Here is a 24,828-nt window from a genome sequence, read left to right as displayed (position 1 = left end):
CCGATACTCACGGTCGCCATCGACCGAAACAAGCGATTCCGCGGAACCCGCGCGGCACGGAGGGATCAGGCAGCCGGGCCGGGGCCGCGTACTGCGCCCCGGCCCGGCTTACGGCACCCGCACGGCCGTACGTTGTGGAGTCTGGCGTGTTCGTATATCGGAACCGCTTCCGCCAAGTTGCCTGCTCGTTAAGGCGATTCGGGCTTCCTCAGTCCGGTCGGGCCGTTCTCCGGCGGGCTCTCGGGTCCGGTCGCGCCGTTCTGCGGCGGAGCCACGGGGCCGGTCGCGCCGTTCTCCGGCGGAGTCACGGGGCCGGTCGTGTCGTCCTCCGGGGGGACCACCTGCTTCTCCTCCGCGAAGTGGCAGGCCGAGTCGTGCTTCGCCGGGCTGTCCGTGAGGCGGAAGACGGCCGGGACCGCGAGGGCCGGGACCTCCAGGGCGCAGCGCTCCTGGGCCTTCCAGCAGCGGGTGCGGAAGCGGCAGCCGGAGGGGATGTTGGCCGGGGAGGGGACGTCGCCGGTGAGGATGATGCGTTCGCGGTGGGCCCGCGCCTCGGGGTCGGGGACCGGGACGGCGGACAGCAGGGCCTGGGTGTAGGGGTGGGTGGGGTGGTCGTAGATCTGTGCGTCGCTGCCGATCTCGACGATCCGGCCGAGGTACATGACGCCGACCCGGTCGGAGATGTGCCGCACGATCGACAGGTCGTGGGCGATGAACACGTACGACAGGGAGAACTCGGCCTGGAGGCTGTCGAGGAGGTTGACGACCTGCGCCTGGACGGAGACGTCGAGGGCCGACACCGGTTCGTCGGCCACGATGATCTCGGGCTGGAGGGCGAGGCCGCGGGCGATGCCGATGCGCTGGCGCTGGCCGCCGGAGAACTGGTGCGGGTAGCGGTTGATGTACTCGGGGTTGAGGCCGACGACGTCCAGGAGGTCCTGGACCTTCTGCCGACGGGAGCCCTTGGGCGCGACCTCGGGGTGGATCTCGTACGGCTCGCCGATGATGTCGCCGACGGTCATGCGCGGGTTGAGCGAGGTGTACGGGTCCTGGAAGACCATCTGGATGTTGCGGCGGACGGCCTTCAGGGCGCGGGGTGAGAGCGTGGTGATGTCGTCGCCCTTGTAGCGGATGGTGCCCGAGGTGGGACGCTCCAGGTTGACCAGCATCCTGGCGACCGTCGACTTGCCGCAGCCGGACTCGCCGACGATGCCGAGGGTCTCTCCGGCGGAGAGCTCGAAGTCGACCCCGTCGACGGCCTTGACCGCGCCGACCTGCTTCTTGAAGAGGATGCCCTGGGTGAGCGGGTAGTGCTTGTGGAGGTCCCGGACTTCGAGAATCGCCTCAGCCATGGAGGCACTCCTTCCAGAAGTGGCAGGCGCTGGCGCGCGGCACCGGGGACTCGGTCACGTCGTACAGCGGGGGCACGTCGGTCCGGCAGACGTCCTGGGCCAGGGGACAGCGCGGGTTGAAGGCGCAGCCTGGCGGGATGTTCAGCAGGTTGGGCGGCAGGCCCTTGATCGCGTACAGCTCCTGGCCCTTCTGGTCCAGGCGCGGGATCGATTCGAGGAGGCCCTTGGTGTAGGGGTGGGCGGGGGCCTTGTAGATCTCGTGGACGGGGGCGCGCTCGACGATCCGGCCCGCGTACATGACGGCGATCTTGTCGGCGACGTCGGCGACGACGCCGAGGTCGTGGGTGATGAGGATGAGGCCCATGTTGAGTTCGCGCCGGAGCTCGGCGAGCAGGTCCATGACCTGGGCCTGGACGGTGACGTCGAGGGCGGTGGTGGGCTCGTCCGCGATGATCAGTTCGGGTTCGAGGGCGAGCGCCATCGCGATCATGATGCGCTGGCGCATGCCGCCGGAGAACTGGTGGGGGTACTGGCCGACGCGTTCCTTGGCGCCGGGGATGCGGACCCGGTCCATCAGCTCGACGGCCTTGGCCTTGGAGTCCTTGCGCGACATCCCCTTGTGGACCTGGAACATCTCGCCGAGCTGGTCGCCGACGCTGACGACGGGGTTGAGCGAGGACAGCGCGTCCTGGAAGACCATCGCCATCTTGGCGCCGCGGATCTTGCGCCGCTCCTCCTCCTTGAGCTTCAGGAGGTCCTGGCCCTGGAAGAGGATCTCGCCCTGGGTGATCTTTCCCGGGGGGATGTCGAGGATGCCCATGACGGCCTGGGCGGTGACGGACTTGCCGGAGCCGGACTCGCCGAGCACGGCGAGGGTCTCCCCCGCGTCGACGGAGTAGTCGACGCCGTTGACCGCCTTGGCGACCCCGTCCCGGGTGTGGAACTCCACGTGCAGGTCGCGCACTTCGAGCAGCATGGGTCCCTACCTCAGCTTGGGGTCGAGGGCGTCGCGGACGGCGTCGCCGAGCATGATGAAGGCGAGCACGGTGATGGCCAGTGCGCCGGAGGGCCAGAGGAGCATGTGCGGGGCGTTGCGCACGTAGGGTGCGGCCGAGGAGATGTCGATGCCCCAGGAGACGGTGGGCGGCTTGAGGCCGACGCCGAGGAACGACAGCGTCGCCTCGAGCGCGATGTACGTGCCGAGGGCGATGGTCGCGACGACGATGACGGGCGCGAGGGCGTTCGGCGAGATGTGCCGGAGCAGCATGCGGGAGTTGGACGCGCCGAGTGCGCGGGCGGCCTGCACGTAGTCGTTCTGTTTGACGGTGATGACCGAGCCGCGGGCGATCCGGGAGATCTGCGGCCAGCCGAGCAGCACCATGAAGCCGATGACGGGCCAGACGGTGTTGCTGCTGACGACGGAGAGGAGCACGAGGCCGCCGAGGAGGACGGGGATCGCGAAGAAGACGTCGGTGATCCGGGAGAGGAAGCCGTCCCAGGCGCCGCCGTAGAAGCCGGCGAGGCCGCCGAGCGCGGAGCCGAGGAGGGTCACGCCGAGGGTGGCGAAGACGCCGACCTGGATGGAGGCCCTGGCCCCGTAGACCGTACGGGTGTAGACGTCGCAGCCCTGGCCGTTGAAGCCGAAGGGGTGGCCGGGCTGAGAGCCCTCCTGGGCCTTGGCGAGGTCGCAGTCGAGCGGGTTGCCGCTGGCGATGAGCTGGGGCCAGATGGCGATGATCACGAGGAAGACGATGATCACGCCCGAGATGATGAAGACCGGGTTCCGGCGCAGGTCGTGCCAGGCGTCGGACCAGAGGGAGCGCGGCTTCTTGTCGGGGCCGGTGCCGTCGTGACCGCCGGGCGTCTTCTCCAAGGTCTCGCCCTCGGCCATCGCGAGGTCGGTCGCGCCTCCGGCGCCGGTGTGGTCGATCGCGCGGCCGTCGTCGAACGGCGCAGGCTGCTCAGGCATAGCGGATCCTCGGGTCAAGGACGGCGTACAGGAGGTCGACGAGCAGGTTCGCCACCAGGAAGACCAGGACGAGGACGGTCACGAAGCCGACGACGGTCTGGGTGTTCTGACGGAGGATGCCCTGGTAGAGCTGGTAGCCGACACCGTGGATGTTGAAGATCCGCTCGGTGACGATGGCTCCGCCCATGAGCGCGCCGATGTCGGTGCCGATGAAGGTCACCACGGGGATGAGGCTGTTGCGCAGCAGGTGGCGGGTGATGACCCGGCGGCGGGGCAGCCCCTTGGCCGTGGCGGTACGGACGTAGTCGGCCCGCTTGTTCTCGGCGATCGACGTCCGGGTGAGCCGGGTGACGTACGCGAGGGAGACCGAGGCGAGGACGAGTCCGGGGACGATCAGCTCGTTGAGCGGGGCGCCGGTGGAGACGGCCGGTTCGATCCAGCCCCACTTCACTCCGAACAGCAGCTGGAACAGCAGGCCGGTGACGAAGGTCGGGATGGCGATGACGACCAGGGTCAGCACCAGCACGGTGGTGTCGACGGGGTGGCCCCGCTTGAGGCCGGTGAGGACGCCGAGGCTGATGCCGATGACGATCTCGAAGAAGATGGCCACGAGGGTGAGGCGGATGGTGACCGGGAAGGCGTTGGCCATCAGCTCGGTGACCTCCTGGCCGTTGAAGGCCGTGCCGAAGTCTCCGGTGAAGACGTTGCCCATGTAGGTCAGGTACTGCTGCCAGACGGGCTTGTCGAGGCCGAACTCCTTCTCGAGCTGGGCCGCCGTCGCCGGGTCGCACTGGCGGTCGCCGCACAGTCCGGCGATGGGATCGCCCATCACGTTCACCATCAGGAAGATCAGCAGCGTGGCGCCGAAGAAGACCGGGATCATCTGCAGCAGTCGCCGGATCACATAACGACCCATGAGGGGCTCCGGGGGTTGGCTCCGGGAAAGGGACCGGCTCCGGGGAGGGGCGCTCCGGGGAGGGGGTCTGCTCCGGGAAGGGGGTTCGCTCCGGGAAGGGTGCGGGGAAGGCGTACGGCCCGGCGGCGCGGAGGTCCGCGGGCCGGGCCGTACGCCTCCGACCTGCTACGACGTCAGTTGACCTTGATCTGGTCGTAGACCGGGACGCTGAACGGGTTGAGGGACACGTTGGTGACCCGGTCCGAGTAGCCGGCGCTGCCGTTCTGGTACCAGAGCGGGATGGCGCCCATGTCGTCGCGGAGGACGCCCTCGGCCTGCTGGAAGAGTCCGACGGCCTTGGCGATGTCGGGCTCGGCGTTGGCCTGGTTGACGAGCTTGTCGAACTCGGGGCTCGTCCACTTGCCGTCGTTGGAGGAGGCGTTCGTGTAGTACAGCGGCTGGAGGAAGTTCTGGATGAGCGGGTAGTCCATCTGCCAGCCGGCGCGGAACGGGCCCGTGAGCTTCTGCGAGGTGACCTGGTTGCGGTAGTCGGCGAAGGTGCCGACGGGGTTGCCGACGCAGGCGCGGTCGTTGCCCAGGGAGCGGTTGATGGAGTTGCAGACCGCGTCGACCCATTCCTTGTGGGAGCCGGTGTCGGCGTTGTACGAGATCTTCATCGTGCCGCCGGGGATGCCGCCGCCCTCGGCGACGAGCTTCTTCGCCTCGGCCGCGTCGAACTTGCAGAAGTCGCCGCAGACGTCCTTGAAGCCGCCGTCCTCGCCGAGGACCGGGGAGGTCCAGTCGACGGCCGGGGTGCGGGTCTTCTGGAAGATCGTCTCGGTGATCTGGTCGCGGTCGATCGCCATGGAGAGGCCCTGGCGGAGCTTCTCCTGTCCGGGCTTGTCCCAGGCCGGGTCGTAGAACGGGAAGGACAGGGTCTGGATGATGCCGGCGGGCACGTTGATGTACCGGTCGCCGAGGTCGGCCTCGACGTTCTTGAGCTGGGACGCGGGGATGTCGTCGACGAGGTCGAGGTTTCCGGCCGTCAGGTCGGTGTAGGCGGTGTTGTTGTCGGTGTAGACCTTGAGGGTGATGCCGCCGTTCTGGGCCTTGTCGGCGCCGGGGTAGGCGTCCCAGCGCTTGAGGGCCATCTGGGAGCCCTTGGAGTACGAGTCGACGGTGTACGGCCCGTTGCCGACCGGCTTCGACAGCCAGGCCGCGTGGTCGTCGTAGAAGGCCTGGGGCAGCGGCGAGAAGGCCGCGTAGCCGAGGGTGATGGGCCATGTGGAGAACTTCTGGGTGAGCTTGACCGTGAAGGTCTGGGGGCCGGTGACCTTGAGGCCGGACATGGTCTCGGCCGTCGGCTCGCCCTTCTCGGGGTGGACCTTGTCGTAGCCCTCGATCTGACCGAAGAAGTACGCGTTCTTCTGGTTGTTCTTCAGATGGGCGGCGTAGTTCCAGGCGTCGACGAAGGACTTGGCGGTGACCTTCTCGCCGTTGGAGAAGGTCCAGCCGTCCTTGACCGTGATGGCGAAGTTGGTCGAGTCGGTGGTGTCGATCTTCTCGGCCAGCATGTCCTTGGCCTCGCCGGTCTTGGGGTCGTACTGCTTGAGCCCGCGGAAGATCATGGAGAGGACCTTGCCTCCCTGGACCTCGTTGGTGTTGGCGGGCTCCAGCGGGTTCTGCGGGTCGCCCCACGAGGAACTCACGACGCCGTCGGCCCCTCCGCCACCGCCGCTGTCGTCGCCGCCGCCACAGGCGGTCGCCGCGAGGGCGACGGCGGTGGCCAGAGCGGCCCACTTGGCGTGCGTGGCTCCGCGCATGGAGTGCCTCCCATATGTCCCTAAGCGTGACTTAGAGATCAATATCACCTGAAAACGGAAGGCATGCATGTTCTCGACGCCCATCAGAGCGAGGGCGGCCGGCGGCAGCGAGGTGCGCTGCCGCCGGCCGCCGGCGCCGGGATGACTCGGGATCAGTTCAGGAAGGTGACGTCCCAGTGATTGCCCTCGTCGGCGTAGATGTTGCCCGAGGGGGCGGTGTACAGCTTGGCGTGGTCGCTGCTGCGGGTCCCCGTGTACGGGAAGGTCCCGGTGACGTACCCGGTCAGGCAGGAGGTCCGGGCGAAGTCCAGCTTGTAGCCGTTCCAGTGGCTGTACGTCCCGCTCGCGTGCCCCGCCTCCGTACCGCCCGTGATCGTCAGCGCGCAGGAGCTCGCCCGGCGCAGGGCGACCGCCCCGTCGGCGGACGTCCGGCGCAGGCCGTCGAACGAGGTGCAGCTCGTGCTGTTCCGGTTGGAGCAGTTGCCGGAGGAGGTCCAGCCGACGCCGGCCGCGGTGAAGAGCGAGGCCGCGTCGGCGTGGGTCAGCAGACCACTGCCGCCGCCGCTGCCGCCGGAGCTGCCGGTGACCAGGGCGCGCCAGGTGTCCGGGCCGACGACGCCGTCCGCGTCCAGGCCCTTGGAGATCTGGAAGCTCTTGACCTTGGTGTCGGTGCCGGCGCCGAAGGCACCGTCGACGGCGAGACCCGCCCCGTACCGGTTGAGCTGCGTCTGCGCGGCCTTGACCGCGGATCCGCTGTCGCCGGTGCGGACGGTGACGATCAGCTTGGACCAGGTGTCGGCACCGACGATGCCGTCGACCGGGGTCAGGCCGCTCGCGCTCTGGAAGCTCCTGACCTTGGCCTCGGTGCCGTCGCCGAAGGCGCCGTCGGCTCCGGTGGCCTGGCCGCGGGCCGTCAGCAGATGCTGGACCGTCGTCACCTGGACCCCGGAGTCGCCCTTGCGGACGAGGGGCCAGTCGGCGGCGGAGGCGGGGGCGGAGGCGAGCAGACCGGCCGTCAGCGCGGCGATCAGGGCCGCGATCAGCGCGGCGGCCCGGGCCGGGATCCTTCTCGTCGTGCGCTCCTGCGGGGAACGGGTTCCGGTGCGGGGCGCGGTCAGCATGTGTACGACCCGTTCGGGTGGACCGCCTCGCAGTACCGGATGTGCAGGTGGTTGTCGTGGTTGGGGTACTGGACGGTCAGGCCCTCGGCGATCAGCTGCGGGTCGTTGAAGTAGACGAACTTCACGTGCCCCGGAGCGGCCGCGCGCAGCGCCTTCACCAGCTCGCGGGTCGCGGAGCGGTCGTACGCGGCCGACTGCCAGGTGATCCTGGACCCGCCGCACTGGGCGGCGTCGGTACGGACCGGCCAGAGGTCGGCGTCGAGGCCGACCTGGTGGCTGGCGTGGCCGTTGATGGAGCCGCCGTGCTCGAAGCCGATGTCACCGACGGGGACCTTGCCCCGGCCCAGGGCGGAGAAGCTGCGGGCGGCGGCCTCCAGCTGGGCGACGGCGGCCGCGGTCCCCCAGTCGGCCGAGCTGTTCCCGTCCGGGTTCTGGTTGCAGAGGGTGCCGGAGTTGTAGTCGGCGTACTCGTAGTGCCAGAGCAGATTGGTCCAGGTGTCGGGGCCGACGACGCCGTCCGCGCCGAGACCGGCGTGGCTCTGGAAGGTGCGGACGGCCGAGGCGGTACCGGCCCCGAAGGCGCCGTCGACGGTGAGTCCGGCCCCGCGCTTGGCGTTGAGCAGGTACTGGACGGCCTTCACGGCCTCGCCCCGGCCGCCCTCCCGCACCGTGGGGGTGAGGGCCTTCCAGGTGTTCGGGCCGACGATGCCGTCGGCGTCGAGGCCCTTGGCCGACTGGAAGGAGCGGACGGCGGTGTCGGTACCGGAGCCGAAGACGCCGTCGGCGGTCAGCTGCGCGCCCTGGGCGTTGAGCAGGAACTGCAGGGCCGCGACGTCCGAGCCCCGGTTGCCCTTGCTCTGGGTCGGGACGAAGGCGCCGGAGACGGCCTGGGCGGGGGCGCCGAGACCGATCAGCAGGCTGAGGACGGCGGCGAGCAGAACCGCCCAGCGGGCGGCGAGAGGTGTGTGCGAGGGCATGACGATTGCTCCTCCTGAGGATTGGTCAGCCGAGCAGTCGGCTGAAGGTCCGGGCGTCGACGAGGCCGTCGGCGGGCAGCCCGGCCGTGGACTGGAAGCCGGTGACCGCGGTCCGGGTGCCCGGACCGAAGATGCCGTCGGCCGTCGTGGGAACGCCCCGTGCGGTGAGCAGGAGCTGGACGGCCTCGACGGCCTCGCCGGTGTCGTTCTGCCGTACGGGCGGCACGAGTTGGTGCCACGTCTGATTGCCGGCGAAACCGTCGGCGGTGGCCCCTACGAGGGTCTGGAAGTCCCGTACCGCCTTCTCGGTGGCCGGGCCGAACGACCCGTCGGTGCCGAGCGTCGCGCCCCGGCCGGTCAGCAGGTGCTGGAGCGCCCGCACCCGGTCGCCCGTGTCGCCGTCGCGCAGCAGCGGCCACACCGGCGGCGCCGGATCCCCGCCGATCCGCGCGGCCACGTCCCGGCGCAGCCGGGGCAGCAGGGCGTACAGCCGGTCGCCGGGGCATTCGGTGGCGTTGAAGTCCCGGTGTCCGTAGATCTGGTAGGCCCGCAGGCCGTACTGGCGGCAGATGTGGGCGCAGAGTTCGACCAGCGCCGCGTACTGCTCCGTGCGCGGGTCGACCGAGGTGTAGGTGCCCTCGTTCTCGATGCCGATGGCGACGGTGTTCTGTCCGGTGCAGTGGGCGGACTCCACGGTCCTGGCGCCGCCCTGGAGTTCGGCCAGGCTGCTGTGCCGCCCCTCCATGATGTGGGCGCCGCGGCTGATGGAGAAGTGCTGGCCCGTGTCGATCCAACCGCGTTCGTCCATCGCCCAGTTCTGCATGGAGCGGGCCAGCCGGAAGCCCTGGGCCTGGGAGAGGTCGGTGACGTTGGGGGTCGCCGTGTGGTGCACGATGATCTTCACCGGCGGGCGCGGCAGGATCGTGAGGGGGCTGCTCGCGGGACGGGCGCCCCAGCTGGCGCAGTCCGCGATCGGGGGGACGCCGGCGGCCCGGGCCGCACCGGCGGAGCCCAGGGGCAGCACGGTGGCCGCGCCGAGGGCGAAGGCGCCGGTGAGCAGGGTGCGACGGCGGGGGTGGTTCGGTCCGGTGACCGTTGTCATGGGCGGTCGGTCCTCCGTGGCTGACGGTGTGTCGGGGCTGGTGTGGCGTGACCACGCCGTCGCACACGCTCGCAGAGGAAGGACGGCGGCAGGGCCGTCCCCCGTCCCGTGTCGCGTCCCACGCCGGTCCGGGACGCGTCGGCCCGGAGGAACGGAAGCCAGGAGGAGCGGATCCGGAGCACGCGAAACGGCCGGCCCCCGGCGCCTGTAGGGCGCCGGGGGCCGGCCGTGACGAGCGGGCGGTGCGTCAGTGCACCGGGACGACCTGCTTCTCCTCGGCGAAGTGGCACGCCGAGAGGTGGGCGGCCGGGGTGTCCTGGCCGTCGAAGCGCTGCGGGATCGCGAGGAGCGGAGTCTCCTGCGAGCACTTCTCCTGCACCTTCCAGCACCGGGTGCGGAAGCTGCAGCCCGACGGCGGGTTCGCCGGCGAGGGGACGTCACCGGTGAGGATGATCCGCTCGCGGTGCGCGCGGGCCTGCGGGTCCGGCACCGGCACCGCGGAGAGCAGCGCCTGGGTGTACGGGTGCGTCGGGTGCTCGTAGATCTGCTCGTCCGTACCGATCTCGGCCATCTTGCCGAGGTACATGACGCCGACGCGGTCCGAGATGTGCCGGACGATCGACAGGTCGTGCGCGATGAAGAGGTAGGAGAGGTTGAACTCGTCCTGGAGCTTCTCCATCAGGTTGATGACCTGCGCCTGGACGGAGACGTCCAGGGCCGAGACCGGCTCGTCGCAGATGATGATCTCCGGGTTGAGCGCGAGGCCGCGGGCGATGCCGATGCGCTGGCGCTGACCGCCGGAGAACTGGTGCGGGTAGCGGTTGATGTACTCGGGGTTCAGGCCGACGACGTCGAGGAGCTCCTGCACCTTGCGGCGCCGGTCGCCCTTCGGGGCCACCTCGGGGTGGATGTCGAAGGGCTCGCCGATGATGTCGCCGACCGTCATACGCGGGTTGAGCGAGGTGTACGGGTCCTGGAACACCATCTGGATGTTGCGGCGCACGGCCTTGAGGGCGCGCCCGCCCAGCTTGGTGATGTCCTGGCCCTTGTAGAAGACCTCGCCGGCGGTGGCCTGCTCCAGGTTCATCAGGAGCTTGGCGACCGTGGACTTGCCACAGCCGGACTCGCCCACGATGCCGAGGGTCTCGCCCTGGTAGAGGTCGAAGGAGACCCCGTCCACGGCCTTGACCGCGCCGACGTGCTTCTTGAAGAGGATTCCCTGCGTGAGCGGGAAGTGCTTCTTCAGGTTGCGCACCTGGAGGATCGGCTCGCCGCGGCCCACGGGGGCCTCGACGGCGGCGGCCACGGCCTCGTCGTTCTTGCTGAGGTCAGCCATGGATCGTCTCCTTCCAGAAGTGGCAGGCGCTCTTACGGCCCGGGAGATCCGCGCCGTCCTGCTCGGTGACCGGCGCCAGGGCCGGGATCTCCGTGCGGCAGATGTCGTCGGCCTTGGGGCAGCGCGGGTTGAAGGCGCAGCCGGTGGGCACGCGGAGCAGGTTGGGCGGCAGGCCCTTGATCGCGTAGAGCTCCTGGCCCTTCTGGTCCAGGCGCGGGATCGAGTCCAGCAGGCCTCGGGTGTACGGGTGCGCGGGGCGCCCGTACAGCTCGTGCACCGGCGCCTGCTCGACGATCCGGCCGGCGTACATCACGGCGATCTTGTCCGCGACGTCGGCGACGACGCCGAGGTCGTGGGTGATCAGGATCAGGCCCATGTTGTATTCCTGCTGGAGCTCCGCGAGGAGGTCCATGACCTGGGCCTGGACGGTCACGTCGAGAGCCGTGGTGGGCTCGTCGGCGATGATCAGGTCCGGCTCCAGGGCGAGCGCCATCGCGATCATGATGCGCTGGCGCATACCGCCGGAGAACTGGTGGGGGTAGTCGGAGACCCGCGCCGCGGCGGCGGGGATCTTGACCTTGTCCATCAGCTCGATGGCCTTGACCTTGGCGTCCTTCTTGGACAGGCCCTGGTGCACACGGAACATCTCGCCGAGCTGGTAGCCGACGCTGAGAACCGGGTTGAGGGAGGACAGCGCGTCCTGGAAGATCATCGCGATCTTCCGGCCGCGGACCTTGCGGCGCTCCTCGTCGGACATCTTGAGCATGTCCTGGCCGCGGAACAGGATCTCGCCCTGCGGGATCTTGCCGGGCGGCATGTCGAGGATGCCCATGATGGCCTGCGCGGTCACGGACTTGCCGGAGCCGGACTCGCCGAGGACGGCGAGGGTCTCGCCGGCGTTCACCGAGTAGTTGACTCCGTTGACCGCCTTGGCCACACCGTCACGGGTGTGGAACTCGACGTGCAGGTCACGGACTTCGAGCAGCGGACCGTTGTGGCCGGAGCCGTCGCGGGGCGACGGGACCGTCGCGGTGTTGTCGATGATGGTCACCTTTACGCCCTCCTAGCGCAGCTTGGGGTCGAGGGCGTTGCGGACGGCTTCGCCGAGCATGATGAACGCCAGAACGGTGATGCTGAGCATGATCGAGGGCCACAGCAGGATGTGCTGCGCCACTCGGATCTGGTCGACACCGGTGGAGATGTCCACACCCCACGACACGGTCGGGGCCGCGAGGCCCAGACCCAGGTACGACAGGGTGGCCTCGGCGGAGATGTACCCGCCCAGGGCGATGGTGGCGACGACGATCACCGGAGCCATGGCGTTCGGCAGGATGTGCCGGAGCAGGATGCGGGTCGTGCCGGCACCCAGCGCCTTGGCCGCGTGCACGTAGTCGGCCTGCTTGACGGTGATCACGGCGCCGCGCATGACGCGGGCCATCTGGGTCCAGCCGAGGAACGCGAGGGCGAAGACGACCACCCAGACGGTCCGCTCGACGAAGGACTGCAGGACGACCATGGCACCGAGCAGGAACGGGATGCCGAAGAAGATGTCCGTCAGACGCGAGAGCAGCGCGTCGATCCAGCCACCGAAGTAACCGGCGAGCATGCCCATCACACCACCGACGAGCGTGACGATCGCGGTGACGGTGACGCCGACGATGATCGAGGCACGGGTGCCGTAGATCAGTCGGGCGTACACGGAGCGGCCCTGGCCGTCGTAGCCGAGCCAGCCCTCGGAACCGATGTCGCCGAGTTCCGGCTTCCCGAGGAAGTGCTTCACGAGGTCGCCCTTGGTCGGCGACGCACTGCTGAAGAAGCTCGGGAAGACGGCGATCAGCAGCAGGAAGAAGATCAGCACCGACGCCACGAGGAAGTACGGGTTGCGGCGCAGGTCGACCCACGCGTCGCCCCAGAGGCTGCGCGCCTTCTCCTGCTTCGCCGGAGCGGCGACGTCGGCGGGAAGCGCGACGGCGTCCTCGACGGCGGTCGCGGTCTTGGTCACGTCAGGCATACCGGATCCTCGGGTCCAGGACCGCGTACAGCAGGTCGATGAGCAGGCTGGTGACGAGGTAGATGATCACCAGGATGGTGACCAGACCGACCAGAGTGGAACCTTCGCGCCGGGTGATCGACTCGGCGATGAGGCCACCGACACCCTTGATGTTGAAGATGCGCTCGGTGACGACCGCGCCGCCCATGAGGGCGCCGATGTCGGTGCCGAGGAAGGTGACCACGGGGATCATCGAGTTGCGCATGAGGTGCACACCGATGACGCGACGGCGGGGCAGGCCCTTGGCGACGGCCGTACGCATGTAGTCGGCGCGCAGGTTCTCCGCCATGGACGTGCGGGTGAGCCGGGCGACGTACGCCAGTGACAAACCGCCCAGCACAATGGCCGGCGCGATCATCTCGGACACCAACTGGTCGTTGCTGACGTTCGGTTCGATCCAGCCCAGTTCGAAGGCGAACACCATCTTGATGATGAAGCCGAGGACGAAGACCGGGATCGAGATGATCAGCAGCGTGAAGATCAGGATCGCGTTGTCGGCGAGCCGGCCGGCCTTGAGGCCCGCGATGATGCCGAGGCCGATGCCGAAGACCAGCTCGAACGCGAACGCCAGAGCGGCGAGTTGCAGAGTGACGGGGAACGCCTCACCCAGTACCTCGGTGATCGGGCGACCGTTGCGGATCTGGTTCCCGAAGTCGAAGTGCAGGATGATGTCGGTCATGTAGTTCCAGTACTGCTGCCAGAGCGGCAGATCCAGTCCCAGATCGTGTCTGATCTTCGCGAGGGTCGCGGGGTCAGCGCCCTTGTCCCCGAACATACCCGCCACGGGGTCGCCGGGCAGGCTGTAGACCATGAGGAAGATCAGCAGGGTGGTCCCGAGGAAAACCGGGATCATCTGGAGCAGTCGTCGTGCGACATAGCGCCCCATCATGCCTCCGTTGAAATATGACAGCAGCAGCCGACGGGCCCTCCCTCGGCAACCGCGACCCGTGAACGGGTACGCGAATGACGTGGAAGGGCCCCCCAGCCACATACGTAAGGCGCCGAGGGCGGGGCTGACATCCCGTCAGCCCCGCATCGGCAGGCGGACTACGCTTGGGTGATTACTTCTTGACCTCGACGCCGGTCAGGATCGGGTCGCCGTCCTGGCCGTACGCCACGCCCGAAACCTTCTCGGAGTAGCCCGCGTTGACCTTGTAGTACCAGAGCGGGATCGACGGCATGTAGTTGACCAGGTCCTTCTCGATGGCCTGGAACTGCTTCACCGAGTCGTCCAGCGTCGCCGCGGAGTCAGCCTTGGCGATCTTGGCGTCCAGCTCCTTGTTGGAGAAGTCGCCCTGGTTGCCCGCCGCACCCGTACGGAACAGGTCCGAGATGAAGTTGGCGTTCACCGGGTAGTCGAGCACCCAGCCGGAGCGGTAGAGCGACTTGACCTGCTTGGTCTTGCGAGCGGTCAGGTCGGCCTGGAAGTCCGGCTTGCCGTCGCCGACACACTGGACCGTCGTGGCCTGGGTGATGGAGTTGCAGACAGCGTCCACCCACTCCTTGTGGCCACCGTCGGCGTTGAACTGGATCGAGATCTTGTTGTTCGGGACGCCACCGCCGGCCTTGATGAGCTCCTTGGCCTTCGCGGGGTCGAACTTGGTGACGCCGGCGCCACCGTCCTCCTGGAAGCCCAGGACACCCTTGGCGACCCAGCCGGTCGCGGGCTCACGCGTACCCTGCAGCACCGTCCTGGTGATGGTGGCACGGTCGATCGCCATCGACAGACCCTGGATGACGCGCGGGTCGATCGCCTTCGGCTTCTTCCACTGGTCGGCGTAGAAGGCGACGGCCATGGTCTGGATCGCGGAGTACGGCTGGTCCACGGCGCGGTCGCCGAGGTCCTGGCGGTAGACCGGGAGGTCCTTCGGCGCGATCTGACGCAGAACGTCGACGTTGCCCGACTTCAGGTCCTCGTACGCGGCCTCGAGGGTGGTGTAGTTCTTGAAGACCACACCGCCGTTCTTCGCCTTGTTCGGGCCCTTGTAGCCGTCGAACCGGGTGATCTCGATCTTCTTCTTGTGGTCCCAGCTCTTGAACTTGTAGGGACCGTTGCCGACCGGCTTCTGGCCACCGGCTTCCGGGTCCTTGTAGAAGGACTCGGCCAGCGGGGCGAAGACGATGTAGGCGAGCTTGTGGCCGAAGTACGGAACGGCCTTCGAGAGCTCGATCTTGAAGGTCGTCTCGTCGACGACGGTCAGACCGTCCAGCTTGTCGGAGGTGGGCTTGGCGCCCTCCGCCTCGGGGTGGACCTTGTCGTAGCCCTTGATGTCCGCGAACCACGAGGACAGACCCTGGGCGTTCTTGACGTTGGCGTTCCAGTTCCACGCGTCCACGTAGGACTTGGAGGTCACCGGAGTGCCGTCGTGGAAGGTCCAGCCCGGCTTCAGCTTGACGGTCCACGTCTTCGAGTCCGTCGTGGTGACCGACTCGGCGTTGATCATCTCCAGCGAACCGTCGGCCTTGTAGTCGACCAGGGTCGAGAACAGGCCGGCCATCACGGCGGAGCCGTTGGACTCCATCGTGTCACCGGTGAGCAGGGGCTTCTCAGGCTCGCCCAGCTCGATGGAGAAAATTCCGTTCGGGTCAACAGCGCCCTTGGCGTCACTGCCGCCGTCGCTCTTACCCCCGCCACAGGCGGTCGCAGCAAGGGCAACGATGATCGCGCCCGTTACCCACTTGGCGCTCTTGGCACCGCGCATGGGTTCCTCCTCATGAGTCCACTTTGTCACTACAAGAGGGGCACTCCGAGTTTCGCCGACACCCCTGACGGCTTTGCACTCAAGTGCCCCGAGTGTGCTCGTGAGTCGGCACTCCCCACAGTGCGTGACCCATTGACCCGAGCTCAATGGAGCCAACTATTAAGTACGTCCGGGCTGTAAACCACACTTAAGTGGTCTCGTTTTGACAACATCACCACACCCCCGGATACCGAAATCCGGACAAACTGAGCACAGACAGACACCCGCGAAACGGACCGTTAACACACGTACCGGAGAGCGATGGCCGATATGCGGACACGTGGCCTCTGAAATGGAGTTGACGGAAGTTGACGAAAAGCCCGGACTCACCCACTGCCTGCGGGGGTCCGGGCTCCGGTGCTGACGTCGTGTCGAACCGAAAGCGGGGTAGATCACAGGATCGTGATCTACCCCACTGTCATCGGCCGCATGCGGCCGAACTCAGCCCATCTTGCGCCTGAGTTCGGCGGTGCTCCACATACGGCGCCGTACTGCTCGTGCTGCCGGTACCGCTCGTACCGCTCCCGCTACCGCCGCTGCCGCGTGGTTCAGGCGTTCTTGGCGCGCGAGGACGCACGGCCACGCGCGTTCTGGTCCAGGATGACCTTGCGGATACGCACGGCCTCCGGGGTGACCTCGACGCACTCGTCGTCGCGGCAGAACTCCAGGGACTGCTCAAGGGAGAGCTTCCGCGGCGGGACGATCGCCTCGAAGGAGTCGGCGGAGGCGGAGCGCATGTTGGTGAGCTTCTTCTCCTTGGTGATGTTCACGTCCATGTCGTCGGAGCGCGAGTTCTCGCCGACGATCATGCCCTCGTACACCTCGGTGCCGGGGTCGGTGAACAGGACACCGCGCTCCTGGAGGTTGGTCATCGCGAAGGCGGTGACGGCGCCGGCGCGGTCGGCGACCAGCGAACCGTTGTTACGGGTCGTCAGCGTGCCGAACCACGGCTCGTGGCCCTCGTGGATCGAGTGGGCGATACCCGTACCGCGGGTGTTGGTGAGGAACTCCGTACGGAAGCCGATGAGGCCACGGGACGGAACGACGAACTCCATGCGGACCCAGCCGGAGCCGTGGTTCGACATGTTGTCCATGCGGCCCTTGCGGACACCCATGAGCTGCGTGACCGCGCCCATGTGCTCCTCGGGGACGTCGACCGTGAGGCGCTCGACGGGCTCGTGCGTCTTGCCGTCGACCTGCTTGGTGACGACCTGCGGCTTGCCGATGGTCAGCTCGAAGCCCTCGCGGCGCATCTGCTCGACCAGGATGGCGAGCGCGAGCTCACCACGGCCCTGGACCTCCCAGGCGTCGGGACGCTCGGTGTCGAGGACGCGGAGCGAGACGTTACCGATGAGCTCGCGGTCCAGACGGTCCTTGACCTGGCGGGCGGTGACCTTGCGCTGCTTGACCGCGGACTTGGCCTCCGCGCCCTTGCCCGTGCCACCGCGGCCGACGAGCGGCGAGGTGTTGGTGCCGATGGTCATGGAGATGGCCGGCTGGTCCACCGTGATCAGCGGCAGCGCGATCGGGTTCTCCGGGTCGGCCAGGGTCTCGCCGATCATGATGTCGGGGATACCGGCGACGGCGCAGATGTCACCGGGGCCGGCGACCTCGGCCGGCTTGCGGGTGAGGGCCTCGGTCATCATCAGCTCGGTGATGCGGACGTTGGCGATCGTGCCGTCCCGCTTGATCCACGCGACCGTCTGGCCCTTGCGCAGCTCGCCCTGCTCGACGCGGAGCAGCGCGATGCGGCCGAGGAAGTTGTCGGCGTCCAGGTTGGTGACGTGGGCCTGGAGCGGGGCCTCCTCGTCGTACGTCGGGGCCGGGACGTGCTCCAGGATGGTGGAGAAGAACGGCTCCAGGTTCTCGCTGTCGGCGGGAACGGTGCCGTTCTCCGGCTTGGTCAGCGAGGCGATGCCGTCACGGCCGCAGGCGTAGACGATCGGGAACTCGATCTGGTCCTCGTCCGCGTCCAGGTCGAGGAAGAGGTCGTAGGTCTCGTTGACGACCTCGTCGATCCGGGAGTCCGGGCGGTCCGTCTTGTTGATGCAGAGGATGACGGGCAGGCGCTGCTGGAGGGCCTTGCGCAGCACGAAGCGGGTCTGCGGGAGCGGACCCTCGGAGGCGTCCACGAGGAGGACGACCGCGTCCACCATCGACAGACCACGCTCGACCTCGCCACCGAAGTCGGCGTGACCGGGGGTGTCGATGATGTTGATCGTGATCGGGGCCCCGCCGTCCTTGGGGTGATACTTCACCGCCGTGTTCTTGGCGAGGATCGTGATGCCCTTCTCACGCTCCAGGTCGTTCGAGTCCATCATGCGGTCGTCGAGATGCTGGTGGGCGGCGAAGGCACCGGCCTGCTTGAGCATGGCGTCGACGATGGTCGTCTTGCCATGGTCGACGTGGGCGACGATGGCGACGTTACGGATGTCGTGGCGCGTGGGCATGGGTGCTTGCGCTTCTCTCGGATCGTGGGATGCGGCGTCAGTTCCTCGTACGCCCGCCGGGCGGACGCGCCACGGCTATGTCCTATGGTACGGGGCTGCCGCGCAAGGGGCTTCCCCGCCCGGATCCGAGAGGGTCTACTGGGGTGTTTCGACGTGCGCCCGGGGTGCGGCGCGACGGTGGTAAGACTGCGGTACGACGACGGTGCACGTGCGGGGCGACTGCGAGTGACAGCGGGACGGGCCGGGTCAAGGGGCCGACGCGATCCTGCCCGCCGGGATCACCGGCGGGCAAGGAAATTGAGCTGGTTCTGAGGTTGTGACCAGTGCTTTCAGTGCTTTCAGTGCTTTCAGGGGGTGCGGCTGTTTCGTTCGGCGCCCTTGGAGGTCTCGGCCTTCTTGAAGCCGATGTCCTGGTAGCGGGGACCGGCGAGGCCCCAGGCTCCGGCGTTCACCAGATCGGCCCTCGCGGCGACGAGCTGGGGGCGCTGATAGAGGGGAATGGAGCCGGCGGCCGCCCAGATCCGGGCGTCGGCCTGGCGGACGAGCTCGCGGGCCTCCTCCTCGTCGAGCGTCCCGGCCGCCTGGTCGAAGAGCTGGTCGATGCGGTCGGTGCCGACCCGCGAGTAGTTCTGCTCGACCAGGAGTGAGCCGTCCGAGGCGGGCTCGGGCTTGGCGAAGATCGGCCGGGCGTCGGTGGCCGGGAAGGCGGAGGCCGGCCAGGAGTAGAGGGCCAGGTCGTAGTCGCCCGAGGCGACGTGGTCCTTGAAGAAGCTGTCGTCGGAGACCTTGGTGACCTCGGTACGGATCCCGACGGCGTCGAGCATCCGGACGATCCGGTCGCCGACCGCCCGCAGCGCCTCGGAGCCGGGGCCGGACGGCAGGACGAAGCGGAGGCTGAGCGCCTTGCCGTCCTTGCCGAGGGCCCGGGCGGCGTCGGGAGCCGTGACGGGGGCGGCGGTGCCCCGCGGGGCGTAGGCCCCGGCGACGCCCTTGTCCGTCCCGGAGACCGGCAGGGCGGCGCGGGCGCCGGAGCCCGTACCGGTGTCGAGGGCCTCGGCGCGGGCGAGGAGCGCGGCGCTCTGCCGGGCGGCGGCGGCGGCCGGGGCGAGGATGTGGGTGCCGTTCTCGGGGCCGGCGGCGCCGACGACGGGGGCGGGGGCGGCCCGGCGCGCGCCGGGCTTGTCGTCCCCGACGATGTAGAGGCCCTCGTCGGATGCGGTGTCCTCGGAGGCGGTGTCGTTCCCCTTCTTCTTGGCGTCGGTGGAGCCCTCGGCCTTGGCGGGCTCCTTCTTGGCGCCGTCCTTCGCCGTGCCGTCCTTCGTGGTGCCGTCCTTCGTGGTGCCGTCCTTCGTGGTGCCGTCCTTCGTGGTGTCGGCCGCCTTCTCCGCGGCCTTCTTCTCGGCCTCGCTGCCCGCCTTGGTGCCCGCGCCCGCGGGCTGCTTGACCGCCCCGCCGGGGACCCAGCCCGCGTCGGCGAGGAGTGCCCTCGCCTCCTCGGTGTCCTGGCTGCCGAGGGCGTCGCTGCTGTCCGCGTAGGCGGCCTGGCCGGCGAGGGCCAGATGGCTGCCCGGGGGCTTCGCCGGGAGCCCGAGCGGCTTGAGGACGGATTCGGCGAGCTCCTGGCGGTTGATGGCGCGGGCCACCGCCCGCCGTACCCGCTCGTCGGCGAGCGGCCCGGACTCGCCGTTCAGCGAGAGCTGGGTGTAGGCGGGCTCCAGGGACTTGCGGACCACGTACTTCGCCAGGGTGTCCTGGGCGCTCGCGTACACGGCGAGGGCCTGCTGGTTCTTCGCGCGGGCGGCCTGGACCTCCGCCGCCTTCTCCTCGTCGGAGCCGTGGGCGAGTGCCCAGGACTTCAGGGCCTTGGAGGAGGTGATCGAGGATCCGGGGCCGTGGGCGAGGGCGGCCTGGGCGCCGTTGCGCCCGGCGCGGGCGTCCCGGAGCGCGAGGGCGATCCGTTCGGCGGTGGACCGGTCGATCTCGGCCAGGTCGAGGGTGCCGGCGGCGAGGGCGGCCGCCCGGTCGGCCCGGGGGACGGCCTTGAGGACGACGCTGTCGAGCTTGGCGGGCTGTCCCCACCAGCGGGGGTTGCGGGTGAGGGTGACGGAGCTGTCCTTGCGGTCGATCGCCTTCAGCAGGAACGGTCCTGCGGTGGCCTTGAGGGTGGCGCGGGCCCCGTCGTTGAAGGCGGCCGGGGAGCCCATCACCTGCTTGGGGTACAGCGGGGTGAAGAGGGACTGCCAGTCGGCGTAGGGCTTGGAGAAGGTGACCCGTACCTCCAGGTCGTTCTTGCCCCGCTCGATCTTCTCGATCCGCTCGTAGCCGGAGTTGCGGGCGGTCCAGTACGCGGTGTCGCGGCCGCTCAGCGCCCGCCACTGGGCCACGAAGTCGGGCGCCCCGATCTCGCGGCCGTCGCTCCACACCGCCTGCTGGTTGAGCTTGTAGAGGACGACCTGCTTGGGCTCCGTCTCGATGACCTGCGCGGACTCCAGGTAGTCGGCGTTCCGCCGCGGCCTGCCCCGCTCGTCGATCGTGTAGAGGGAGGGGAGCACGGCTCCGGCGATCCGGGAGCTGGTGCCGTCGGCGTCGGCCTGGAAGGTGTTGAGGGTGGTGGGCAGCGCGTCGACGGCCCAGCGCAGGGTGCCGCCGTCGGCGACCTTGTCGCGTGCGGCGGGCGCGTTGTCCTGCGCCGCGGCCGGGGCCTCGTCGGCCTCGTCGCCGGAGCTGCATCCGGCGAGCACGGTGACGGCGAGGACGGCGCTGGTGAGGGTGGCGACGGAGCGCAGCGTGCGGGAGCGGGGGCTCCTGGAGCATGTCCTCCCGCGAGGGGCGCCGATCTGGGACATGACTTGTACCCCTTCGTCCAGATTCATTCCATTTGGAGATGATCACACCTATTGCTCATACACTGAAAAGGACGGAGCGGATCCGGCCACGGCGACACGGCGGCACATCCGGGAAACCCCACCCGTGCGGCCCAACCCGCCGGAGAAGGAGCGCTCCGGACGAGTGGAATCCCGTGCACATGGCTTCCCAAGCGGGAATGTGACGCGCGACACTCCTGCCGAAGCCGCTCGCGGAAGTGAGGGCAACCATGTCCGTTCAGGACGATCTGGCAGCCGTCAAGCGCTGCCTCGAAGACCTGGTCCGCACCGTCGGACAGCTGGAGGACTCCGTCATGGCGGAGTCGGGCACACCCCGTGCGCCCGCCGCCCGACGCACCGAGAACGTGGTGACCATCCCCGACACCCCGTACGACAGCGGGCTGTGGACGGACACGGACGACGAGGGACTGGGAGCCCGCGACCGCCACGCACCCTAGGCCGCCACGCGCCACGGGCAGCCACCGGTCAGGGGCGGCCACGAGCGGGGGGACAGTCACCCGCCGAAGGCCGCCACGCGCCGCTGGACGTACCGGCAACCGACCGTAGGAGGGCCTGTTGGCCACAGGTACGGAACCCCCGGCACCGACCGCACCGCGACGGGCGTGCGCTCCCCGGGGCGCGCCGCCATCGCCGCCCGCCATCTGCGCACCGACCGCTGGTGGCTCTCCCCCGCCGCCACCGCGGCCGGACTGCTCGCCTTCGTGGCGTACTCGACCTGGCGGGCCTTCGCCAACGCCGACTACTACGCCGCCCCCTACGTCTCGCCGTTCTACTCGCCCTGTCTGGCGGAGAACTGCGTCCCCATGAAGGGCGGGCCGAACTGGGAGATCTTCGGCAGCTGGTGGGGGCTCTCCCCCGCCCTGCTGATCCTGGTCTTCCCCCTGGGCTTCCGGCTGACCTGCTACTACTACCGGAAGGCGTACTACCGCGGGTTCTGGGCGGCTCCCCCGGCCTGCGCGGTCGCCGAGCCCCACCGGACGTACACCGGCGAGACCCGCTTCCCGCTCCTCCTGCAGAACCTCCACCGGTACTTCTTCTACGCGGCGCTGCCGGTGGCCGGAATCCTCACGTACGACACCGTGCTCACCTTCCGGAACGCCGACTACGAGTGGGGCCACGCGGGGCTCGGGACGCTCCTCTTCCTCGTCAACATCACCCTCATCTGGGCGTACACCCTCTCCTGCCACTCCTGCCGGCACATCGTCGGCGGCCGGCTGAAGCACTTCTCGAAGCACCCCGTCCGCTACCGCCTGTGGACCTGGGTGAGCGGGCTGAACGCCCGTCACATGCTCCTCGCCTGGTCCTCCCTGATCAGCGTCGCCCTCTGCGACCTCTACGTGTACCTCCTCGCCACCGGCACCTTCGACGACCCGAGGTTCTTCTGAGATGACGCACGTCGAACGAGAGCAGTGGGACGTGATCGTGGTCGGCGCCGGCGGAGCGGGGCTGCGGGCCGCGATCGAGGCACGCCGTGCGGGCGCCCGTACAGCGGTCATCTGCAAGTCGCTCTTCGGCAAGGCGCACACCGTCATGGCCGAGGGCGGCATCGCCGCCTCCATGGCCAACGTCCACCCGCAGGACGACTGGAAGACCCACTTCCGCGACACCATGCGCGGCGGGAAGTTCCTCAACCAGTGGCGGATGGCCGAGCTGCACGCCCAGGAGGCCCCCGAGCGGGTCTGGGAGCTGGAGACCTGGGGCGCGCTCTTCGACCGCACCCCCGACGGCCGGATCTCGCAGCGCAACTTCGGCGGCCACGAGTACCCCCGGCTCGCGCACGTCGGCGACCGGACCGGCCTCGAACTGCTCCGCACCCTCCAGCAGAAGTCCGTCGGACTCCAGCAGGAGGACCACCGCGAGACCGGCGACCACGAGGCACGCCTGAAGGTCTTCCAGGAGTTCACCGTCACCCGGATCCTGAAGGACGGGGACGGGCGGGTCTCCGGGGTCTTCTGCTACGAGCGGGAGAGCGGGCGCTTTCTCGTCCTGGAGGCGCCCGCGGTCGTCCTCGCGACCGGCGGCATCGGCAAGTCCTTCAAGGTGACCTCGAACTCCTGGGAGTACACCGGCGACGGGCACGCGCTCGCCCTGCTCGCGGGAGCACCGCTGGTGAACATGGAGTTCGTGCAGTTCCATCCGACCGGCATGGTCTGGCCGCCGTCGGTCAAGGGCATCCTCGTCACCGAGTCCGTACGCGGAGACGGAGGCGTGCTCCGGAACTCCGAGGGCCGGCGCTTCATGTTCGACTACGTCCCCGACGTCTTCAAGGAGAAGTACGCGGAGACGGAGGCGGAGGGCGACCGCTGGTACGAGGACCCCGACCACAACCGGCGCCCGCCCGAGCTGCTGCCGCGCGACGAGGTGGCCCGGGCCATCAACTCCGAGGTGAAGGCGGGGCGCGGCTCCCCGCACGGCGGGGTGTTCCTCGACGTGTCGACCCGGATGCCGGCCGAGGCGATCCGGCGCCGGCTGCCCTCGATGTACCACCAGTTCAAGGAGCTGGCCGACGTCGACATCACGGCGGAGGCGATGGAGGTCGGGCCGACCTGCCACTACGTGATGGGCGGGGTCGCCGTCGACTCGGAGACGGCCGCGACCGTGGGTGTGCCGGGACTCTTCGCCGCCGGCGAGGTGGCCGGCGGCATGCACGGTTCCAACCGGCTCGGCGGGAACTCCCTCTCCGACCTGCTGGTCTTCGGCCGGCGCGCCGGGCTCTACGCGGCGCAGTACGCGCTGTCGGGCGTCGGCGGCGGAGTGGTCGCCTCCCAGGTCGAGGCCGCGGCGACGGAGGCCCTCGCCCCGTTCGGCTCCCCCGACGGGCACGCCCCGGAGAATCCGTACACCCTGCACCAGGAGCTCCAGCAGACGATGAACGACCTCGTCGGGATCATCCGGCGGGAGGGCGAGATGGCCGAGGCCCTGGAGCGGATCGCCGCCCTGCGGGCGCGCGCCCGACACGTCTCGGTCGAGGGCCACCGGCAGTTCAACCCCGGCTGGCACCTGGCCCTGGACCTGCGGAACATGCTGCTCGTCGGCGAGTGCGTGGCCCGCGCCGCCCTGGAACGCACCGAGTCCCGGGGCGGGCACACCCGTGAGGACTGTCCCGCGATGGACCGCGCCTGGCGCCCGGTGAACCTGCGGTGCCACCTGGACAGCGAGGGCATCGCGCTCGAACGGACGCGCACGGAGCCCGTCCGGCCCGATCTGCTCGCGCTGTTCGAGCGAGAGGAGCTGGCCAAGTACCTCGCCGAGGACGAACTGGAAGGGGGGCGGGGCGCATGAGTACCTACGACGCGCGGTTCCGGGTGTGGCGGGGGGACGCCGACGGCGGTGCGCTGACCGACTACACCGTGGAGGTGCACGACGGGGAGGTCGTGCTCGACGTGGTGCACCGCCTGCAGGCCACCCAGACGCCGGATCTCGCGGTGCGGTGGAACTGCAAGGCGGGTAAGTGCGGCTCCTGCTCGGCGGAGATCAACGGCCGGCCGCGGCTGCTCTGCATGACCCGGATGTCGGTCTTCGGCCGGGACGAGGTCATCACCGTGACTCCGATGCGCGCCTTCCCCGTCGTGCGCGACCTGGTCACGGACGTGTCCTTCAACTATGCGAAGGCCAGGGAGATCCCCGCGTTCGTGCCGCCCTCCGGGGTCGGACCCGGCGAGTACCGGATGCGGCAGGAGGACGTGGAGCGCTCGCAGGAGTTCAGGAAGTGCATCGAGTGCTTCCTGTGCCAGGACACCTGCCATGTGGTGCGCGACCACGAGGAGAACAAGGAGGCCTTCGCCGGGCCCCGCTTCCTCATGCGGGTCGCGGAGCTCGACATGCATCCGCTGGACGCGGCGGCGGAGGCGGGGCTCGACCGCCGGCGGACGGCCCAGGAGGAGCACGGGCTCGGCTACTGCAACATCACGAAGTGCTGTACGGACGTGTGCCCGGAGTCCATCCACATCACCGACAACGCCCTGATCCCGCTGAAGGAGCGGGTCGTGGACCGCAAGTACGCCCCGCTGGTGTGGCTGGGCGACACGATCAGGCGGCGGCGGACCTGACCGGCGCCGCACCCGTGTCCGTACCTGTACCCGTGTCCCTACCTGTACCTGTACCTGTACCTGTACCCGTACCCGTGT

General features: G+C 69.1%; 17 protein-coding genes and 4 pseudogenes. 5 read left to right on the top strand and 16 right to left on the bottom strand.

Annotation, left to right across the window (positions count from 1 at the left end):
• Positions 1-188: 188 nt before the first annotated feature.
• The 15 genes and pseudogenes from ACH4MY_RS34965 to typA all read right to left on the bottom strand — a co-directional run bounded on the left by ACH4MY_RS34965 (position 189) and on the right by typA (position 17,816).
• On the bottom strand, positions 189-1,352 hold the full coding sequence (locus ACH4MY_RS34965) for an ABC transporter ATP-binding protein (RefSeq protein ID WP_398008414.1): 1,164 nt from the start codon (positions 1,350-1,352) through the stop codon (positions 189-191).
• Positions 1,345-2,328 (bottom strand): ABC transporter ATP-binding protein, encoded by a 984-nt coding sequence (locus ACH4MY_RS34960; RefSeq protein ID WP_398008412.1) that lies wholly within the window; start codon positions 2,326-2,328, stop codon positions 1,345-1,347. The genes ACH4MY_RS34965 and ACH4MY_RS34960 overlap by 8 nt, the downstream gene beginning before the upstream one ends.
• A 6-nt stretch (positions 2,329-2,334) precedes the next feature.
• Entirely contained in the window at positions 2,335-3,321 is a 987-nt protein-coding gene (locus ACH4MY_RS34955) for an ABC transporter permease (RefSeq protein ID WP_398008410.1), read from the bottom strand.
• Positions 3,314-4,237: an ABC transporter permease gene (locus ACH4MY_RS34950; RefSeq protein WP_398008408.1), complete on the bottom strand. Its 924-nt coding sequence runs from the start codon at positions 4,235-4,237 to the stop codon at positions 3,314-3,316. The genes ACH4MY_RS34955 and ACH4MY_RS34950 overlap by 8 nt, the downstream gene beginning before the upstream one ends.
• Before the next feature lie 173 nt (positions 4,238-4,410).
• Complete coding sequence (locus ACH4MY_RS34945; protein WP_398008406.1) at positions 4,411-6,039, bottom strand: ABC transporter substrate-binding protein; 1,629 nt, start codon at positions 6,037-6,039, stop codon at positions 4,411-4,413.
• Between the two features lie 152 nt (positions 6,040-6,191).
• Positions 6,192-6,818, bottom strand: a complete 627-nt coding sequence (locus ACH4MY_RS34940; protein WP_398008549.1) for a peptidoglycan-binding protein — start codon at positions 6,816-6,818, stop codon at positions 6,192-6,194.
• Positions 6,819-6,830: 12 nt separating this feature from the next.
• Positions 6,831-7,160: pseudogene (locus tag ACH4MY_RS34935) on the bottom strand (peptidoglycan-binding protein); the annotation flags it as partial.
• The gene (locus tag ACH4MY_RS34930) at positions 7,154-8,137 is read right to left on the bottom strand and encodes a penicillin-insensitive murein endopeptidase (protein ID WP_398008404.1); all 984 of its coding nucleotides are present in this window, start codon (positions 8,135-8,137) and stop codon (positions 7,154-7,156) included. The gene ACH4MY_RS34930 and the pseudogene ACH4MY_RS34935, both read right to left, overlap by 7 nt.
• A gap of 25 nt (positions 8,138-8,162) precedes the next feature.
• On the bottom strand, positions 8,163-9,239 hold the full coding sequence (locus tag ACH4MY_RS34925; RefSeq protein ID WP_398008402.1) for an N-acetylmuramoyl-L-alanine amidase: 1,077 nt from the start codon (positions 9,237-9,239) through the stop codon (positions 8,163-8,165).
• A gap of 247 nt (positions 9,240-9,486) precedes the next feature.
• Positions 9,487-10,575: an ABC transporter ATP-binding protein gene (locus ACH4MY_RS34920; RefSeq protein ID WP_398008400.1), complete on the bottom strand. Its 1,089-nt coding sequence runs from the start codon at positions 10,573-10,575 to the stop codon at positions 9,487-9,489.
• Positions 10,568-11,626: an ABC transporter ATP-binding protein gene (locus ACH4MY_RS34915; RefSeq protein WP_398008398.1), complete on the bottom strand. Its 1,059-nt coding sequence runs from the start codon at positions 11,624-11,626 to the stop codon at positions 10,568-10,570. Before ACH4MY_RS34915 ends, ACH4MY_RS34920 begins: the two co-directional genes overlap by 8 nt.
• A 12-nt stretch (positions 11,627-11,638) precedes the next feature.
• Positions 11,639-12,586, bottom strand: a complete 948-nt coding sequence (locus tag ACH4MY_RS34910; RefSeq protein WP_398008396.1) for an ABC transporter permease — start codon at positions 12,584-12,586, stop codon at positions 11,639-11,641.
• On the bottom strand, positions 12,579-13,511 hold the full coding sequence (locus ACH4MY_RS34905; protein ID WP_187622567.1) for an ABC transporter permease: 933 nt from the start codon (positions 13,509-13,511) through the stop codon (positions 12,579-12,581). The genes ACH4MY_RS34910 and ACH4MY_RS34905 overlap by 8 nt, the downstream gene beginning before the upstream one ends.
• A 175-nt stretch (positions 13,512-13,686) precedes the next feature.
• Positions 13,687-15,327 carry an ABC transporter substrate-binding protein gene (locus tag ACH4MY_RS34900; RefSeq protein WP_398008394.1) on the bottom strand — a complete coding sequence of 547 codons (1,641 nt, stop codon included), beginning with the start codon at positions 15,325-15,327 and terminating at the stop codon, positions 13,687-13,689.
• A gap of 587 nt (positions 15,328-15,914) precedes the next feature.
• The gene (gene typA, locus ACH4MY_RS34895; protein WP_398008392.1) at positions 15,915-17,816 is read right to left on the bottom strand and encodes a translational GTPase TypA; all 1,902 of its coding nucleotides are present in this window, start codon (positions 17,814-17,816) and stop codon (positions 15,915-15,917) included.
• A gap of 755 nt (positions 17,817-18,571) precedes the next feature.
• On the opposite strand from typA, the pseudogene ACH4MY_RS34890 reads away from it, so the two are divergent.
• Positions 18,572-19,150: pseudogene (locus ACH4MY_RS34890) on the top strand (hypothetical protein); the annotation flags it as partial.
• A 168-nt stretch (positions 19,151-19,318) separates the two neighbouring features.
• Here the strand turns inward: ACH4MY_RS34890 and ACH4MY_RS34885 are convergent.
• Positions 19,319-20,662: pseudogene (locus ACH4MY_RS34885) on the bottom strand (ABC transporter substrate-binding protein); the annotation flags it as partial.
• Between the two features lie 248 nt (positions 20,663-20,910).
• Between ACH4MY_RS34885 and ACH4MY_RS34880 the strand changes: the two are divergent.
• From ACH4MY_RS34880 to ACH4MY_RS34865, 4 genes and pseudogenes are all read left to right on the top strand, one after another.
• Positions 20,911-21,138 (top strand): hypothetical protein, encoded by a 228-nt coding sequence (locus ACH4MY_RS34880; RefSeq protein WP_398008390.1) that lies wholly within the window; start codon positions 20,911-20,913, stop codon positions 21,136-21,138.
• A gap of 118 nt (positions 21,139-21,256) precedes the next feature.
• Positions 21,257-22,086: pseudogene (locus tag ACH4MY_RS34875) on the top strand (hypothetical protein).
• A 1-nt stretch (position 22,087) separates the two neighbouring features.
• Entirely contained in the window at positions 22,088-23,983 is a 1,896-nt protein-coding gene (locus ACH4MY_RS34870) for a fumarate reductase/succinate dehydrogenase flavoprotein subunit (protein ID WP_398008388.1), read from the top strand.
• Positions 23,980-24,750 carry a succinate dehydrogenase/fumarate reductase iron-sulfur subunit gene (locus tag ACH4MY_RS34865; RefSeq protein ID WP_398008386.1) on the top strand — a complete coding sequence of 257 codons (771 nt, stop codon included), beginning with the start codon at positions 23,980-23,982 and terminating at the stop codon, positions 24,748-24,750. Before ACH4MY_RS34870 ends, ACH4MY_RS34865 begins: the two co-directional genes overlap by 4 nt.
• The last annotated feature ends 78 nt before the right edge of the window (positions 24,751-24,828 follow it).

Source organism: Streptomyces sp. NPDC017246, assembly GCF_044331325.1.
In the GTDB taxonomy this organism is placed as follows: domain Bacteria; phylum Actinomycetota; class Actinomycetes; order Streptomycetales; family Streptomycetaceae; genus Streptomyces.
The sequence above is the reverse complement of the archived record's forward strand: the minus strand, read 5'-3'. Positions and strand labels throughout refer to the sequence as shown.

Excerpts from the sequence above, each read along its gene's own strand:
- ACH4MY_RS34965 (WP_398008414.1), bottom strand. The coding sequence starts at position 1,352 with ATGGCTGAGGCGATTCTCGAAGTCCGGGACCTCCACAAGCACTACCCG.
- ACH4MY_RS34880 (WP_398008390.1), top strand. The coding sequence starts at position 20,911 with ATGTCCGTTCAGGACGATCTGGCAGCCGTCAAGCGCTGCCTCGAAGAC.
- ACH4MY_RS34925 (WP_398008402.1), bottom strand. The coding sequence starts at position 9,239 with ATGACAACGGTCACCGGACCGAACCACCCCCGCCGTCGCACCCTGCTC.
- ACH4MY_RS34905 (WP_187622567.1), bottom strand. The coding sequence starts at position 13,511 with ATGGGGCGCTATGTCGCACGACGACTGCTCCAGATGATCCCGGTTTTC.
- ACH4MY_RS34950 (WP_398008408.1), bottom strand. The coding sequence starts at position 4,237 with ATGGGTCGTTATGTGATCCGGCGACTGCTGCAGATGATCCCGGTCTTC.
- ACH4MY_RS34865 (WP_398008386.1), top strand. The coding sequence starts at position 23,980 with ATGAGTACCTACGACGCGCGGTTCCGGGTGTGGCGGGGGGACGCCGAC.
- ACH4MY_RS34900 (WP_398008394.1), bottom strand. The coding sequence starts at position 15,327 with ATGCGCGGTGCCAAGAGCGCCAAGTGGGTAACGGGCGCGATCATCGTT.
- ACH4MY_RS34930 (WP_398008404.1), bottom strand. The coding sequence starts at position 8,137 with ATGCCCTCGCACACACCTCTCGCCGCCCGCTGGGCGGTTCTGCTCGCC.
- ACH4MY_RS34920 (WP_398008400.1), bottom strand. The coding sequence starts at position 10,575 with ATGGCTGACCTCAGCAAGAACGACGAGGCCGTGGCCGCCGCCGTCGAG.
- ACH4MY_RS34870 (WP_398008388.1), top strand. The coding sequence starts at position 22,088 with ATGACGCACGTCGAACGAGAGCAGTGGGACGTGATCGTGGTCGGCGCC.
- ACH4MY_RS34960 (WP_398008412.1), bottom strand. The coding sequence starts at position 2,328 with ATGCTGCTCGAAGTGCGCGACCTGCACGTGGAGTTCCACACCCGGGAC.
- typA (WP_398008392.1), bottom strand. The coding sequence starts at position 17,816 with ATGCCCACGCGCCACGACATCCGTAACGTCGCCATCGTCGCCCACGTC.
- ACH4MY_RS34945 (WP_398008406.1), bottom strand. The coding sequence starts at position 6,039 with ATGCGCGGAGCCACGCACGCCAAGTGGGCCGCTCTGGCCACCGCCGTC.
- ACH4MY_RS34955 (WP_398008410.1), bottom strand. The coding sequence starts at position 3,321 with ATGCCTGAGCAGCCTGCGCCGTTCGACGACGGCCGCGCGATCGACCAC.
- ACH4MY_RS34910 (WP_398008396.1), bottom strand. The coding sequence starts at position 12,586 with ATGCCTGACGTGACCAAGACCGCGACCGCCGTCGAGGACGCCGTCGCG.